We start from the raw sequence: 14,779 nt of genomic DNA, 5'->3' as shown, positions 1-14,779 counted from the left end.
TAATTGCGGCCACTAGTGCGAACATCGCCCACAAAAAAGCCCCCGGCACGAGGCCGAGGGCTTTGGTAGAACTGGCGGAGCGGACGGGACTCGAACCCGCGACCTCCGGCGTGACAGGCCAGCATTCTAACCAGCTGAACTACCGCTCCGCTTTAAACTTGGACTTTCCTTCTCCACTGCAAGTGCAAATGCGGTGGAGAAAACAAAGCCCCCAATTGCTCAGGGGCTTTGTGTGTAACTGGCGGAGCGGACGGGACTCGAACCCGCGACCTCCGGCGTGACAGGCCAGCATTCTAACCAGCTGAACTACCGCTCCGCGCTTGAAACGTTTGCCTGGTGCTTAATGGTGGGTGCTGAGGGTTTCGAACCCCCGACCCTCTCCGTGTAAGGGAGACGCTCTACCGCTGAGCTAAGCACCCTAGCGAGTCGATTAGTTTACTGCATCCTTCAGGGCTTTACCAGCCTTGAATGCAGGATTCTTCGAAGCAGCGATCTTGATGCTGTCGCCGGTCTTCGGATTGCGGCCGGTACGCTCAGCGCGCGCACGGACCTGGAAGGTGCCAAAGCCAACGAGGGTGACGGCATCGCCCTTCTTCAGCGCCTTGGTGATTTCGCTCACAACCGCGTCAACAGCACGGCCGGCCTCAGCCTTGGAGATGTCAGCGGCAGCGGCAACGCCATCGATCAATTCGGTTTTATTCATTCTTGAAACTCCCTTTGCGGCAGATGCCGCGGAATCGACAATCGGCGCTCTTGCCGTTAGCGAAGAACCCGACACAAGTGGTATCGCATGACGCATCACAATTTGCCGCGCCCACGAGTCGTGCATTTATACCAGCGCCCCCAACCGCACGCAAGCCAAAACCCAATAACGACGCGGGTTTTGGCTTGTTTTGCCTGGGTTTAGACAAGGCGATTCAGTGCTTGACGCGGGTACCCGGGGTAGTGCGTGACTTGCCGCGCACGGCAACGCGGGAGGCGGTCTTGCGGGCCTTTTCCTTGCCCGCCTTCTTCGGCGCCAACGGACGCTCCAGCGCAAGATCCAGCACTTCATCGATCCATTTGACCGGGACGATCTTCAGATCGCGCGTCACGTTGGCGGGAATGTCGGCAAGATCCTTGCGGTTCTCGTCGGGGATCAACACGGTGCGGATGCCGCCGCGCAACGCAGCCAGCAATTTCTCCTTCAACCCGCCGATGGCCGAGACGCGACCACGCAAGGTGATCTCGCCAGTCATCGCCACATCGGCGCGGATCGGCACCTTGGTCAACACCGACACCAGCGAGGTCACCATCGCGATACCGGCGCTCGGGCCATCCTTCGGCGTCGCACCATCGGGCACGTGCACGTGCACGTCCTGTTTCTGCAGGAAATCCACATCGATGCCCAGTCGCTCGGCGCGCGAACGCACCACCGACAATGCCGCCGATGCCGATTCCTTCATGACGTTGCCGAGCTGACCGGTGAGGATCAGATTGCCCTTGCCCGGCACCAGCGTGGACTCGACCTGCAGCAACTCGCCACCGACCTCGGTCCAGGCCAGACCAGTGACCAGACCGATTTCGTTTTCTTCCTCGGCGCGACCGAAGTCGAAGCGACGCACGCCCAGGTACTTGTCCAGATTCTTCGAACCGACGGTCACCAATGCCTTTGGCTTGACCTTCCTGGCGACCACCTTCTTTGCAACCGGCTGCGGGCCGGCAAGCGCGATTTCCTTGACCACCTTGCGGCAGATCTTGGCGATCTCGCGCTCGAGGTTACGCACGCCCGATTCACGCGTGTAGTAACGCACGATGTCCTGGATGGCATCGCTGCCGATCTCGATTTCCTCCGGCTTCAAGCCGTTGGCCTTGATCTGCTTGGGCACCAGGTAACGCATGGCGATGTTGAGCTTCTCGTCCTCGGTGTAACCGGGGATGCGGATGACTTCCATGCGGTCCAGCAACGGGCCCGGGATGTTGAGCGAGTTGGAGGTGGCGACGAACATCACCTCCGACAGGTCCAGGTCCACTTCCAGGTAATGGTCGTTGAAGGAGTTGTTCTGCTCGGGATCGAGCACTTCCAGCAATGCCGACGACGGGTCGCCGCGGAAGTCCATCGACATCTTGTCGATCTCGTCCAGCAGGAACAGCGGATTCTTGCTGCCGACCTTGTTGAGGTTCTGCACCAGACGACCCGGCATCGACCCGACGTAGGTCCGGCGATGGCCGCGGATCTCGGCCTCGTCGCGGATGCCGCCCAGGCTCATGCGCACGAACTTGCGGTTGGTCGCCTTGGCGATCGACTGACCGAGCGATGTCTTGCCCACGCCGGGCGGGCCGACCAGGCACAGGATCGGCCCCTTCATCTGCTTCACGCGCGACTGCACTGCCAAGTACTCAAGGATGCGCTCCTTGACCTTGTCCAGGCCGTAGTGATCGGCATCCAGCGTGTCCTCTGCGGCCTTGAGATCCTTGCGGACCTTGGTGCGCTTCTTCCACGGCACGCCCAACAGCCAGTCCAGATAGTTACGCACCACCGCGGCTTCGGCAGACATCGGCGACATCTGCTTGAGCTTGTTGAGCTCGGCCTTGGCCTTGGTCTCGACCGGCTTGGGCATGCCGGCCTCGGCGATCTTGCGCGCCAGTTCTTCCAGCTCGCCCGGCGCGTCGTCCAGATCGCCCAGCTCTTTCTGGATCGCCTTCATCTGTTCGTTGAGGTAGTACTCGCGCTGGCTCTTCTCCATCTGCGACTTGACGCGGCCGCGGATGCGCTTTTCCAGCTGCTGCACGTCGATCTCGCCGTCCACCAGACCCACCAGCAGCTCCAGCCGCTCGCCGATCTCGGTGATTTCCAACAGGCGCTGCTTGTCGGCCAGACGCACGCCGATGTGCGCGGCGATGGTATCGGCCAGACGGCCTGGCTCGTCGATGCCGGCCAGGGTCTGCAACAACTCCGGCGGCAGCTTGCGATTGGTCTTGACGTACTGCTCGAACAGCGACATCAGCGAGCGGGCGATCGCTTCCACCTCGCGCGGCTCGCGCGCGTCGCTGGCTTCGACCTCGACGCCCTGGCCCTGCAGCGCGCCATCGAGCTCGACGACCTTGTCCACGGTGACCCGCGACAACCCTTCGACCAGCACCTTGATGGTGCCATCGGGCAGTTTGAGCAGTTGCAGCACCTGGGCCAGGGTGCCGACGGTATACAGATCATTGGCGGCCGGATCGTCGGTCTCGGCCGACTTCTGCGCCACCAGCAGGATGCGCTTGTCCGCCTCCATGGCCTTTTCCAGCGCGCGCATCGACTTGTCACGGCCGACGAACAGCGGAATCACCATGTGCGGAAACACCACCACGTCGCGCAGCGGCAACACCGGCAGATCAAGAACTTCTGGTTGGGACTGGGCCATGGGGCGCTCCGCAGGAATGGGGATTTTGAGGCGTAAAAAAAGCCGATGGCCCCGTTATGGGGCCATCGGCGAGGTGTTGCAAGTAGCGCTTGGATCCCCTTTAACCGCGAGCCGGGCCGGGGCCTGGCTCCACGGCGACAGGACTCAGTCGCCGGACGCGGCCTTGGCCGGGGCCGGTTGCGCCTGGTAGATCAGATACGGCTCGGATTTGTGCTCGATGACCGACTCGTCCACCACCACCTTGCTGACATTCTCCTGCGACGGCAGCTCGTACATCGTATCCAGCAGCACCGATTCGACGATGGTGCGCAGACCACGCGCGCCGGTCTTGCGCTTGAGCGCCTTCTTGGCGATCGCAGACAAGGCGTCCGGGCGGAACTCCAGCTCCACGCCTTCCATGTCGAACAGCTTCTTGAACTGCTTGGTGATGGCGTTCTTGGGCTCGGTCAGGATCTTGATCAGCGCCGGCTCGTCGAGTTCCTCAAGCGTGGCGACCACCGGCAGGCGGCCGACGAACTCGGGAATCAGGCCGAACTTGATCAGATCTTCCGGCTCGACCTCGGCCAGGATCTTGCCGACTTCCTGCTTGCGCTCGCTGCTCTTGACCTTCGCACCGAAGCCGATGCCGCCGGCGTCGTTGGAACGCGCCTGGATCACCTTGTCCAGCCCGGCGAACGCGCCGCCACAGATGAACAGGATGTTCTTGGTATCGACCTGCAGGAATTCCTGCTGCGGATGCTTGCGACCGCCCTGCGGCGGCACCGACGCCACCGTGCCTTCGATCAGCTTCAGCAGCGCCTGCTGCACGCCTTCGCCGGACACGTCGCGGGTGATCGACGGGTTCTCGCTCTTGCGCGAGATCTTGTCGATTTCGTCGATATAGACGATGCCCTGCTGGGCCTTTTCGACGTCGTAATCGCACTTCTGCAGTAGCTTCTGGATGATGTTTTCCACGTCCTCGCCGACATAGCCGGCTTCGGTCAGCGTGGTGGCATCGGCGATCGTGAACGGCACGTTGAGCAGGCGCGCCAGCGTTTCGGCCAGCAGCGTCTTGCCCGAGCCGGTCGGACCGACCAGCAGGATATTGGACTTCGCCAGCTCGACTTCGTCGTTCTTGCTACGGCTCTCGATCCGCTTGTAGTGGTTGTACACCGCCACGGCGAGCGTGCGCTTGGCGCGCAACTGCCCTATCACGTATTGATCCAGCACCTCAAGAATCTCGCGCGGCTTGGGCAGGCTGGACCGTGCCGACTGCGCCTTTTCTTCGAGTTCTTCGCGGATGATGTCGTTGCACAGCTCAACGCACTCATCGCAGATGAATACGCTGGGACCGGCAATCAGCTTGCGGACTTCATGCTGACTCTTACCGCAGAACGAGCAGTAGAGAATCTTGTTGCTGTCGCCGGAACGACCTTGGCGGTCTTCGCTCATGCTTCTGTTACCCAGTTACCCCACCCGATGCACGGGGGTTCGATTTCGAGAATAGCACAGGGTCGGGAGGACATTCGCCCAGCCCGACCCTGCCGGTTTTTCCTGCAATTTCAGCGATCTGGCGATCAAGACGGCTGGATCGACTCTTCCGGACGGCGTTCCAGCACCTGATCGACCAGGCCATAGGCCTGCGCGTCGACCGCGCTCTTGAAATTGTCGCGCTCGGTGTCGCGCGCGATCGTCTCCAGCGACTGGCCGGTGTGCTTGGCCAGGATCTCGTTCAGGCGCGAACGCAGGGTCAGGATCTCGCGCGCGTGGATGTCGATATCGGTCGCCTGGCCCTGGAAGCCGCCCAGCGGCTGATGGATCATCACGCGCGAATTCGGCAGCGCATAACGCTTGCCCGCCGCACCCGAGGCCAGCAGCAGCGCGCCCATCGAGGCGGCTTGGCCGACACAGATGGTGCTCACGTCCGGCTTGATGTACTGCATGGTGTCGTAGATCGCCATGCCGGCCGTGACCACGCCACCAGGCGAATTGATGTAGATGCTGATGTCCTTTTCCGGGTTGTCCGCTTCCAGGAACAGCAACTGGGCCACGATAACGTTGGCCATGTGGTCGTCGATCGGACCGACCAGGAAGATCAGACGCTCCTTCAGCAGACGCGAGTAGATGTCATACGCACGCTCGCCGCGGCTGGTCTGTTCGACCACCATCGGCACGAGGTTCAAAGCTCTGGTTACATTGTCCACGCGAGGGGAATCTCCTGTGTCTATTAGTTGAATCCCCGCACATGGATGTGCGGGCTCTTGCGAGGGACTCGCATTACTGAATCCCCGCGCATGATATGCGGGCTCTTGCGAGGGACTCGCATTACTGACGGATCGCGTCCTGGAACGACAGCGGCTGCTCGGTGTGCTGGGCGCGCTCGGCGATCCAGTCGATCACCTGCTCTTCCATCACACGGCTCTGCAGCCCACTCATCAACTGGGGGTCGTTGCGATACATCTCAATGACCTGCTCCGGTTCTTCGTAGGTCGAGGCGATCAAACGCAACGTTTCGCTGACGCGCTTGGATTCCAGGCGCAACTCGTTGCGACGGGCCACTTCGCCGACCAGCAGACCGACCAGTACGCGCTTGGCGGCGGCTTCCATGAAGCCCTGGTGTGCGTCGTCCGGCACCTGGCCAGGGTCGCGACCGCTGCGGCGCATCTGTTCGACCTGCTGGGCCAGCATCGAGCGGGCTTCGTTCTCGACCAGACGCGGCGGCATTTCGACGTGCGCATAGGCGGCGATCAGCTGTTCGCCCACTTCGCGACGCAGGCGATTCATCAGCGCACCCTTGAGCTCGCGCTCCAGGTTGGTGCGGATGTCGGCGCGGAACTGCTCGGCATCGCCACTCTTCACGCCAAAGCTCTTGATGAACTCCTTGTCCACCACCGGCAACACCGGCTCGGACACCTCGACCGCCTTGACGTGCACCTGCACGGTCTTGCCGGCCAGCTGCGGCACGCGCCATTCGGCCGGGAAGTCGACGGTCAGGGTCTTCTCTTGCCCCTTGGTCAGACCTTCCAGACCCTTTTCGATCTGGTCGAACATCACGCCCGAGCCCAGCACGCTGCTGCCGGTTTCCACACCTTCGGCGGGCAGGCGCTCGTCGCCGGCCTGCGACCAGGTCTCCAACGCCACCAGGTCGCCGACCTGCGCGCCGCGCTCGACCGGGTTCCAGGTGCGGCGCTGCAGGCGCAGGTTTTCGATCATCTGGTCGATGTCGGCGTCGGTCACCTCGGCGGTATGACGCACCACCGACAGCTTGGCCACGTCGATATCGCCGAAATCCGGCACCACTTCGAAGGTGGCGACGAAGTCGAAATCGCTTTCGCCCTGATCGATGCGCGGGTTGCCGGCCAGGCGCAGCGAATGCTCGCGCACCGCCGAGTCGAAGGTTTCACGCAGCAAGCCTTCCATCGCCTCGGCCCGCACCTGCTGACCGAAGCGCTGCTCGATGACCTTGGTCGGCACCTTGCCTGGGCGGAAGCCCTTGATGCGCGTGGTCCGCGCAAGCTCGCGCAGGCGGCCACCGACGTGGGTCTCCAGGCGCTCCTGCGGCAGGGTGAAGGTCAGGCGGCGTTCCAGATTGCCGGTGGATTCGATCGATGCTTGCATGTTGACTCCTGCCACCGACTGCACAAGCGTCGGCACGAGATGGAAGATGCGGGTTGACGGATGGCGAGAAAGCCGCCGAGCCTTGTAGTTTCGCCGATAACGGCGGCCGCTGCCAGCGAAACGCGCACAGTCGGTGCCGCTTGCCTGGAGATGACCTGGTTTATGAACGTCGCAGCGGCCGGAATATGCACGACCGCAGGGCATTGGTGCGAAAGGGGGGACTCGAACCCCCACGCCTTGCGGCGTCAGAACCTAAATCTGGTGCGTCTACCAATTCCGCCACTTTCGCAGTGCCGCGCGTACCGGGGCATTGTTGCAGGGATGCCGGGAAAGAAAAAGCATTGCGAGGCAGATTCAGGCCACCAACGCACATCCACTCCGTCCTGCGCCCGAAGCAGCCTGGCGGGATTCTGCGACCGCCAAAGCGGCTGCCTTTCGAGGTGAACTTGTTCACCATCCGATAGATGCGCGCCCATGCATGGTGCCCCACCAGCGCAGGGCAACTCTTGTATTCGCTAAAATTACGTTAAACCCGACTGCGCGTAGCGCTGCCGCGATGAGGGATCGGCAGATCGCCGCGCTGTCCCGCGACTGCATCAAGAAGATCGACCTCGACGGGCGAATCATGGCGATCAACGCCAACGGCGTGGCGGATCGGGCGCCAGTCATACGGAAGATAGAGAGGTTGCCTTGCACGGACGTGATGCGTCCCTCGTCGCGCCGCTCAACCGGCATCGGCCACTGGAGAAAACTGCGACCATCCAAGCCAGGCAAGCACCGCGCAGACACCACCTGCCCACAGCCCGAATGGCAACAGGCCCAGAATAAAAGCGCGATCGGACACCATCGACCAGCCACCGATGATCGCCAGCAACAGCACCACCATCCCGCCCGAAAGCAGCCCACTCAGCGCACCGATGCCGGTGTGGACCAATACGGGGGGCCGACGCCCGCGATACAGCCAAGCGCAGGCTCGCGCGCATATCCATCCGGCAACCGCGCACGCAATCATCGGCAACACCAGTCCATAGGACCAGACGATGATCGACAGCGCAGCCGAGACATCGAGGCGAACCCAGCGCGCCGCGCTCAGCAAGCCGCCGACCGCAGGACCGGCCAGTGCAAAGATGACCACATGGCCCATGATCGAACGCCGCATAGACTCAGACACATCGCGCCTCATTTGCGCTCACCAGCCGTGGCTGGAGCAGCCAGCCGCAATCACGCTCCCGATGCACAACCCGATGTGCAGGGCTGCCGAAGCATTGAGCGTATCCCCGATGTCGGGCGCAGCGACAGAAGCGTAAATCGCCCCGACGCCCCATCTTTCCAGGCGACAAAAAGAAAAGCACCTAGGCATCGCCTAAGTGCTTTTATTTGGTGGGCCGTCAAGGATTCGAACCTTGGACCTATTGATTAAGAGTCAACTGCTCTACCAACTGAGCTAACGGCCCTGAAACTGGTCGCACATTGTATGTGCATTTTTGCTTCGTTGCAACACCCCGCGATGCATCGGGTCCAACGTTCCAGCAATCAGTGGGGTGGCTGAGGGGACTCGAACCCCCGACATCTGGAATCACAATCCAGTACTCTAACCAGCTGAGCTACAGCCACCACTGAAAACCTACTTCCTACCGTACCGCCGATGGCGCGCCCGACAGGACTCGAACCTGTAACCGCCGGCTTAGAAGGCCGGTGCTCTATCCGGTTGAGCTACGGGCGCCCGGACCGAACTTCGCATTCCCACGCCGTCAAGAGCTCGGAATGGTCGGGGTAGAGGGATTCGAACCCCCGACATCCTGCTCCCAAAGCAGGCGCGCTACCAGACTGCGCTATACCCCGGCGGGACCTTCCGATCCCGAAGGCTCGAAAGGTCGGCTATTTTGGGAACGATTGGCCTTGCTGTCAATCACTGCGTGTCAATTCGCCAATCCGGTATCCTCGCAACACTGCTCGCCAAGTCGGCAGGCATCTATATTTCATGGAGAACACGCATGCGTAGCGGCAATCCTGCCCTTCGGGAATCCACGTTCCTCGACCTTGGCTCCGGCGCGGTGGTCACCCGCGACGGTCAAGCGATGACGCTCAACGGCACTGTCAACAAGACCGGCGCGCTGTTGCTGATGGCGCTTGTCACCGCCGCTTTCGCCTGGAATCAGTCGATCGGCCTGGATGGCAAGCCGCTGCCGATTGCCAGCGTGTAGATGATCGGCGGCGCCATCGGCGGTCTGGTGCTGGCGTTTGCCACCATCTTCAAGCCGACCTGGGCACCGGTCAGCGCACCGCTGTACGCGCTGGTGGAGGGGTTTTTCCTCGGTGCGATTTCGGCGGTGTACGAAGCACGTTTCAACGGCATCGTCTTCCAGGCGGTGCTGCTGACGTTCGGCACGCTGTTTGCGTTGCTGTTCGCCTACCGCAGTGGATTGATCAAGGCGACCGAGAACTTCAAGCTCGGCGTGGTTGCCGCCACCGGCGGTATCGCCCTGGTCTATCTGGCCTCGTTCGTGCTGAGCTTCTTCGGCATCAGGGTGCCGATGATCCACGACTCCGGCTGGCTGGGCATCGCCTTCAGCCTGTTCGTGGTGGTGGTCGCTGCATTGAATCTGGTGCTGGACTTCGACTTCATCGAAAGCGGCGTGGAGCACGGCGCGCCCAAGCACATGGAGTGGTACGGCGCGTTTGGCCTGATGGTCACGCTGGTGTGGCTGTATCTGGAGTTCCTGCGTTTGCTGTCCAAGTTGCAGTCGCGCAACTGAGCCGGGAATTGGGGAATCGGGATTGGGGAATCGTAAGAGCCGATTCCCTGCGCATCCTGCGTTTCGAGCAAAAAGAAAGGGCGCCGTTGGGCGCCCTTTCTTTCTTGAGTCGCCGCGTCGCTTAGAGGCGGCTGGCGATGGCTTTCGCAAAGCCCATGGTGTTGCCGGTGCCGCCCAGGTCGGGGGTCAGCGAATCCTTGGCTTCCAAGGTGGCGACGATCGCCTCGCGCAGGCGCTCGGCGTTCTGCGGCTGACCGATGTGGTCCAGCATCTGCGCGGCGCCCAGCAGCAGTGCGCACGGGTTGGCCTTGCCCTGCCCCGCGATGTCCGGCGCCGAGCCGTGCACGGCTTCGAAGATCGCCGCATCGACGCCAATGTTGGCGCCCGGAGCCAGGCCCAGGCCGCCGACCAGACCGGCGCACAGGTCGGAGATGATGTCGCCGAACAGGTTGGTGGTCACGATGATGTCGAACTGTTCCGGACGCATCACCAGCTGCATGCAGGTGTTGTCGACGATCATTTCCTGGAATTCGATTTCCGGGTATTGCGCGGCCACGTCGCGGGCCACCTTCAGGAACAGGCCCGAGGTCGACTTGATGATGTTGGCCTTGTGCACGGCGGTGACCTTCTTGCGGCCGGTGGCGCGCGCCAGGTCGAAGGCATAGCGCACGATGCGCTCGGAGCCCTTGCGGGTGACGCGGGCGCCGGAGATGGCGACTTCGCCATCGGCCGAGACTTCCTGGCCTTCGCTCAGGTAGGCGCCTTCGGTGTTTTCACGCACCGTGATCAGGTCCACGCCATCGGCAAAACGCGACTTGGTGTTGGGGAACGACTTGGCCGGACGCACGTTGGCGTACAGGTCGAACTTGCGACGCATGGCGACATTGATCGAGCTGAAACCCTCGCCCACCGGCGTGGTCAGCGGGCTTTTCAGCGCGACCTTGTTTTTGGTGATCGAGGCCAGGGTGGACTCGGGCAGCAGGTCGCCGTGCTTTTCCAGCGCGACCAGGCCGGCATCGGCGTACTCGTAGGTCAGGCCAGCTTGCAGCGCGTCGAGCACGAACAGCGTGGCATCCATGATCTCCGGGCCAATACCGTCGCCGCGGATGACCGTGATTGTCTGCGTCATAACGTTGGGTTTCCGAACTTGAAGGGGGGAGCGCCAGCCGGAACCCCGGCAGATCGGCGCAAGGAGGTTTCACCGGCAATTATGCCCGATGCCGGTGAAGGCGCCCAAACCGACCTTGGTCTAAGAGCGAGCGCGATGCCCGCTGCGGGAGCCGGTGAAGCGCGATGGCGCAGGATGCCGACGTGCGGCCATCGCACGTCGGCAGACCGAACGCCAACGCAGGCAGATACCGTAGGGACGTATCTGCCCATGCCTGGCCGTCAGAAAACCAGACCACCCAAACGCAACGTGCCGCCTCGAATGGCGGCACGCGCTGTCATGCCTCTAAAGAATCCCGAATCACCAATCCCGACGCGCGCGCGCAGACGTTCCGGCTGTCATCCATCAGCCGCGCGTCAGCCGTGCGCGTGCTGCGCCGGCGCCGGCGCGCCGCCTTCGAGCTGGTCGAGGAAATCCACCGCGCGGCGCAGGTGCGGAATGACGATGGAACCGCCGACCACCAGGCCGACCGAGAAGGTTTCGAAGAATTCCTCGCGGGTCACGCCGGCCTCCTTGCATTGGGCGACGTGATAGCTGATGCAGTCGTCGCAGCGCAGCACCATCGAGGCGACCAGGCCGAGCAGCTCCTTGGTTTTGACGTCCAGCGCGCCGGCCTGGTAGGTCTGGGTGTCCAGTGCGAAGAAGCGGCGGACCACCTGGTTCGGCTCGGCCAGGATGCGCTGGTTCATGCGCTGGCGGAATTCGGTGAACTCGCGCAGACGATCGTCGGTATCGTGATCGCCCCCACTCATGCCTGACCGCCCGTGGCGCCGGCCAGCAACGGTTCGAGTTTGCCGGCGCGGTGCATGGCCATCATGTCGTCGTAGCCGCCGACATGCACGTCGCCGACGAAGATCTGCGGCACGCTGGTGCGCTTGGCCAGGGCGACCATCCTGTCGCGCTCGGCCGGATCCAGGTCGATGCGCACCTCGGTCCAGGTTTGGCCCTTGCTTTTGAGGAAATTCTTGGCCGCCACGCAATACGGGCAGATCGCGGAGGAATACAGGGTGATCTGCGGGCCAGTAGCTGCCTGCACGGTATCGTCTTGGCTCACGGGAAACTCCGTGGTTGGTCTGAAGGTCTGACACATGGTACCGGGCGACTGGAATTTCCATGTCGTCACCGCAACACTGTGGATCATGCCAACTGTCGGACCGTGGCAACCGGGCGTCAGGGTGCGCGGATGGAGGACAGGCGCCGCAGCAAGGGTGGCACCTGGTGCGCGCCCGCCAACTGTAGCGCCCGTCTGGTCAACGCCGCAGCCGTGCTTGATAGTCGCCCTTAATTGCCGATTCACGCCATTGCGCCGCGCTGCCTGCATGCTCCGCGCACCACCTGGGAGTTTCACTTGCGCCTGCTACCGCTCGCCACCGCCCTCACGTTGGCCATTGCCGTGGGTGTGGCACCTGCGCAGGAAAGCCGCCTGCCCGACATCGGCTCGTCTGCCGGCGAGTTGCTGACCCCGGCGCGCCAGGCCGAATACGGCAAGATGATGCTGGCCGAGTTGCGCAACTACGACTATGTGCTGGACGATCCGCTGATCACCGATTGGCTGCAGACCATGGGCACCCGGTTGGGCGCCAACAGCGACCAGCCGCAGCAGCCGTTTACGTTCTTCATGCTGCGCGACCGCCAGATCAATGCCTTCGCCACCCTGGGCGGCTATATCGCGGTCAATGCGGGACTGGTGCTGACCGCCGAGCGCGAGGACGAGGTGGCCGCGGTGCTGTCGCACGAAATCGCCCATGTCACCCAGCAGCATGTGCTGCGCGGAGTGGAGCGCGCGCAACGCGATCAGATCCCGATCCTGCTCGGCATGCTGGCGGCGGTGGTCGCCGCACAGCAGGCCGGCGGCAACTCCAAGGGCGATGCCACCATGGCCGGCATCACCAGCGCGATGGGGCTGATGCAGCAGCGCCAGATCGACTTCACCCGCTCCAACGAATCCGAAGCCGACCGCCTGGGCATCCGCACGCTGGTCCGCAGCGGCTACGACGCCGATGCGATGGCCGGCTTCTTTGAACGCATGTCGGTGGCGATGCGCGCCAACGAAGGCGGCTACAGCGCGCCGGATTTCCTGCAGACCCACCCGGTCACCGTCACCCGCATCAGCGAGGCCAAGGCGCGCGCCGAGCAGATGAAGAAGAACACCGTGGTGCTGACCACCTCGGTACCGGGCGGGACGCGCCAGGAGCGGGTGAACCCCTCCGATCCGTCGCTGTCCGAACCACTGAGCCGCAACGGCAACGCACTGCTTCCGTATGCGCTGCGGCTGCCGGTGGACGCACTGAGCCGGGGTGGCGACCAACAGGGCTTCGACTGGGCAAAGGAGCGCCTGCGGGTGCTCAGCGCCGCCACGCCGAGTGCCGCCATCCGCGAATACGACACCCTGCGTCGCGGCACCAAGCACGGCCTGACCGACGCCCAGCGTTACGGGCTGGCGCTGGCGCAGTTACGCAACAGCGGCGGTCGCCCAAGCGAACCGATCGCCGAGTTGAGCAGCCTGCTGGAAGCGCATCCGGACAATCTTTGGCTCACCCTGGGCCTGAGCGAGGCGCAGGCACGGGTGGGCCAGCGCGAGGCGGCCAACGCGCGCTTCGATGCACTACTCAAACAATTGCCGAACAACCGCGCAGTGGTGCTGACCTATGCCGGCGCGCTCAACGAGCAGTCCAGCAAGGACTCCGGCCAGCGCGCGCGTCAGGTGCTGGAACCGCTGCTGCATCGCAGTGGCGACGACGCGTTGCTGCAGCAGACCTACGCCCGCGCCTGCGAATTGGCCGGCGACCACCTGCGTGCCAGCGAGGCGTATGCCGAGTCGGCATATTTGAACGGCCGCCCGGAGCAGGCCCTGATCCAGCTGGAAGCACTGAAAAAGAAGGACCTCGACTATGTGACACGGGCGCGTGTGGATGCGCGCATCGCGGCGATCACCCCGACCGTGCTCGAATTGCGCCGCCAGGGGATTCGCGACCCGGATCTCTCCAGGGATTGATGCGCCACCCGGCCGCGTCCCGCACACCGAGCGACGACAGCACATCGCCATCCCCGTCAGCTTCAAGGAACAGTTCGCTTCGGAATGTGTCAGCGCGCTGAGGATTCGCCATCCATGTCACATTAGAGTCACAAAACCGTAGTCTACTGGCGACCAACCAAAGCCAGACGGTACGCCCCGCGTGCAAAAACGCATTCTGATCGTCGATGACGAACCCGCGATCCGCGACATGGTGGCGTTCGCGCTGCGCAAAGGCGAGTTCGAGCCCATCCATGCTGGCGACGCACGCGAGGCGCAGACCGCCATTGCCGACCGTGTGCCCGACCTGATCCTGCTGGACTGGATGTTGCCAGGCACCAGCGGGCTGGATCTTGCACGGCGTTGGCGCAAGGAATCGCTGACCCGCGAGATCCCGATCATCATGCTGACCGCGCGCGGCGAGGAAAACGACCGGGTCGGCGGCCTGGAGGCCGGGGTCGACGACTACGTGGTCAAGCCGTTCTCGGCGCGCGAGTTGCTGGCACGCATCCGTGCGGTGATGCGCCGCACCCGCGACGACGACGAGGACGGCAGCGTGGCGGTGGGTCGCCTGCGCATCGACGGCGCCGCGCACCGGGTATTCGCCGGCGACGCGCCGGTGCCGATCGGCCCGACCGAGTACCGCCTGCTGCATTTCTTCATGACCCATCCGGAGCGGGTGTACACCCGTACCCAGTTGCTGGACCATGTCTGGGGCGGCAGCGTCTACGTGGAAGAGCGCACCATCGACGTGCATATCCGCCGCCTACGCAAGACGCTGGAGCCCTTCGGCCTGGAAAACATGGTGCAGACCGTGCGGGGCTCGGGCTACCGTTTCTCTTCGGCAACGTAGTGG

The 14,779-nt window shown here is 63.2% G+C and carries 11 protein-coding genes, 8 tRNA genes and 2 pseudogenes; 4 read left to right on the top strand and 17 right to left on the bottom strand.

Annotation, left to right across the window (positions count from 1 at the left end; genetic code table 11):
• Nucleotides 1-72 precede the first annotated feature (72 nt).
• The 9 genes from GGR62_RS05345 to GGR62_RS05305 all read right to left on the bottom strand — a co-directional run bounded on the left by GGR62_RS05345 (nucleotide 73) and on the right by GGR62_RS05305 (nucleotide 7,275).
• A tRNA-Asp gene (locus GGR62_RS05345) sits at nucleotides 73-149 on the bottom strand.
• Nucleotides 150-239: 90 nt separating this feature from the next.
• Nucleotides 240-316, bottom strand: a tRNA-Asp gene (locus GGR62_RS05340).
• Between the two features lie 28 nt (nucleotides 317-344).
• Nucleotides 345-419: transfer RNA gene (locus GGR62_RS05335), tRNA-Val, on the bottom strand.
• Between the two features lie 11 nt (nucleotides 420-430).
• Nucleotides 431-703 (bottom strand): HU family DNA-binding protein, encoded by a 273-nt coding sequence (locus GGR62_RS05330; protein WP_024938423.1) that lies wholly within the window; start codon nucleotides 701-703, stop codon nucleotides 431-433.
• A 214-nt stretch (nucleotides 704-917) separates the two neighbouring features.
• Complete coding sequence (gene lon / locus GGR62_RS05325) at nucleotides 918-3,389, bottom strand: endopeptidase La (protein WP_184406906.1); 2,472 nt, start codon at nucleotides 3,387-3,389, stop codon at nucleotides 918-920.
• A 144-nt stretch (nucleotides 3,390-3,533) separates the two neighbouring features.
• Nucleotides 3,534-4,820 carry an ATP-dependent Clp protease ATP-binding subunit ClpX gene (gene clpX, locus GGR62_RS05320; protein ID WP_055845975.1) on the bottom strand — a complete coding sequence of 429 codons (1,287 nt, stop codon included), beginning with the start codon at nucleotides 4,818-4,820 and terminating at the stop codon, nucleotides 3,534-3,536.
• A gap of 125 nt (nucleotides 4,821-4,945) precedes the next feature.
• The gene (clpP, locus tag GGR62_RS05315) at nucleotides 4,946-5,572 is read right to left on the bottom strand and encodes an ATP-dependent Clp endopeptidase proteolytic subunit ClpP (RefSeq protein ID WP_184406905.1); all 627 of its coding nucleotides are present in this window, start codon (nucleotides 5,570-5,572) and stop codon (nucleotides 4,946-4,948) included.
• A gap of 121 nt (nucleotides 5,573-5,693) precedes the next feature.
• Nucleotides 5,694-6,986 (bottom strand): trigger factor, encoded by a 1,293-nt coding sequence (gene tig / locus GGR62_RS05310; RefSeq protein ID WP_184406904.1) that lies wholly within the window; start codon nucleotides 6,984-6,986, stop codon nucleotides 5,694-5,696.
• A gap of 204 nt (nucleotides 6,987-7,190) precedes the next feature.
• Nucleotides 7,191-7,275, bottom strand: a tRNA-Leu gene (locus GGR62_RS05305).
• Nucleotides 7,276-7,542: 267 nt separating this feature from the next.
• Here GGR62_RS05305 and GGR62_RS21105 point away from each other — a divergent pair.
• Nucleotides 7,543-7,635 (top strand): annotated as a pseudogene (locus tag GGR62_RS21105) (PAS domain S-box protein); the annotation flags it as partial.
• 75 nt (nucleotides 7,636-7,710) lie between these two features.
• On the opposite strand, the gene GGR62_RS05300 reads toward GGR62_RS21105, so the two are convergent.
• The 5 genes from GGR62_RS05300 to GGR62_RS05280 form a co-directional block, all read right to left on the bottom strand.
• Entirely contained in the window at nucleotides 7,711-8,157 is a 447-nt protein-coding gene (locus GGR62_RS05300; RefSeq protein WP_326520238.1) for a hypothetical protein, read from the bottom strand.
• 207 nt (nucleotides 8,158-8,364) lie between these two features.
• Nucleotides 8,365-8,440: transfer RNA gene (locus GGR62_RS05295), tRNA-Lys, on the bottom strand.
• Between the two features lie 83 nt (nucleotides 8,441-8,523).
• Nucleotides 8,524-8,600, bottom strand: a tRNA-His gene (locus GGR62_RS05290).
• Nucleotides 8,601-8,632: 32 nt separating this feature from the next.
• Nucleotides 8,633-8,709: transfer RNA gene (locus GGR62_RS05285), tRNA-Arg, on the bottom strand.
• 42 nt (nucleotides 8,710-8,751) lie between these two features.
• Nucleotides 8,752-8,828 (bottom strand) — tRNA-Pro (locus GGR62_RS05280).
• A 152-nt stretch (nucleotides 8,829-8,980) separates the two neighbouring features.
• Here GGR62_RS05280 and GGR62_RS05275 point away from each other — a divergent pair.
• Nucleotides 8,981-9,742 (top strand): annotated as a pseudogene (locus GGR62_RS05275) (Bax inhibitor-1/YccA family protein).
• Between the two features lie 121 nt (nucleotides 9,743-9,863).
• On the opposite strand, the gene GGR62_RS05270 reads toward GGR62_RS05275, so the two are convergent.
• The 3 genes from GGR62_RS05270 to grxC form a co-directional block, all read right to left on the bottom strand.
• Nucleotides 9,864-10,871: an isocitrate dehydrogenase gene (locus tag GGR62_RS05270; RefSeq protein ID WP_184406903.1), complete on the bottom strand. Its 1,008-nt coding sequence runs from the start codon at nucleotides 10,869-10,871 to the stop codon at nucleotides 9,864-9,866.
• Nucleotides 10,872-11,266: 395 nt separating this feature from the next.
• Nucleotides 11,267-11,662, bottom strand: coding sequence for a carboxymuconolactone decarboxylase family protein (locus GGR62_RS05265; RefSeq protein WP_184406902.1), 396 nt, complete (start codon nucleotides 11,660-11,662; stop codon nucleotides 11,267-11,269).
• Nucleotides 11,659-11,964 (bottom strand): glutaredoxin 3, encoded by a 306-nt coding sequence (gene grxC, locus GGR62_RS05260; RefSeq protein WP_184406901.1) that lies wholly within the window; start codon nucleotides 11,962-11,964, stop codon nucleotides 11,659-11,661. Before grxC ends, GGR62_RS05265 begins: the two co-directional genes overlap by 4 nt.
• Before the next feature lie 294 nt (nucleotides 11,965-12,258).
• Here grxC and GGR62_RS05255 point away from each other — a divergent pair, with 294 nt between their 5' ends.
• Together GGR62_RS05255 and phoB are read left to right on the top strand one after the other, a co-directional pair.
• Nucleotides 12,259-13,905, top strand: coding sequence for a M48 family metalloprotease (locus GGR62_RS05255; RefSeq protein WP_184406900.1), 1,647 nt, complete (start codon nucleotides 12,259-12,261; stop codon nucleotides 13,903-13,905).
• 181 nt (nucleotides 13,906-14,086) lie between these two features.
• Nucleotides 14,087-14,776, top strand: coding sequence for a phosphate regulon transcriptional regulator PhoB (gene phoB / locus GGR62_RS05250; protein WP_184406899.1), 690 nt, complete (start codon nucleotides 14,087-14,089; stop codon nucleotides 14,774-14,776).
• Nucleotides 14,777-14,779 lie beyond the last annotated feature (3 nt).

Origin of the sequence: Xanthomonas sp. 3075 (assembly GCF_014197275.1) — a bacterium.
GTDB lineage: Bacteria > Pseudomonadota > Gammaproteobacteria > Xanthomonadales > Xanthomonadaceae > Xanthomonas > Xanthomonas campestris_B.
The sequence above is the reverse complement of the archived record's forward strand: the minus strand, read 5'-3'. Positions and strand labels throughout refer to the sequence as shown.

Coding starts and splice junctions, on each gene's coding strand:
- GGR62_RS05330 (WP_024938423.1), bottom strand. CDS start 703: ATGAATAAAACCGAATTGATCGATGGCGTTGCCGCTGCCGCTGACATC.
- lon (WP_184406906.1), bottom strand. CDS start 3,389: ATGGCCCAGTCCCAACCAGAAGTTCTTGATCTGCCGGTGTTGCCGCTG.
- clpX (WP_055845975.1), bottom strand. CDS start 4,820: ATGAGCGAAGACCGCCAAGGTCGTTCCGGCGACAGCAACAAGATTCTC.
- tig (WP_184406904.1), bottom strand. CDS start 6,986: ATGCAAGCATCGATCGAATCCACCGGCAATCTGGAACGCCGCCTGACC.
- GGR62_RS05270 (WP_184406903.1), bottom strand. CDS start 10,871: ATGACGCAGACAATCACGGTCATCCGCGGCGACGGTATTGGCCCGGAG.
- GGR62_RS05265 (WP_184406902.1), bottom strand. CDS start 11,662: ATGAGTGGGGGCGATCACGATACCGACGATCGTCTGCGCGAGTTCACC.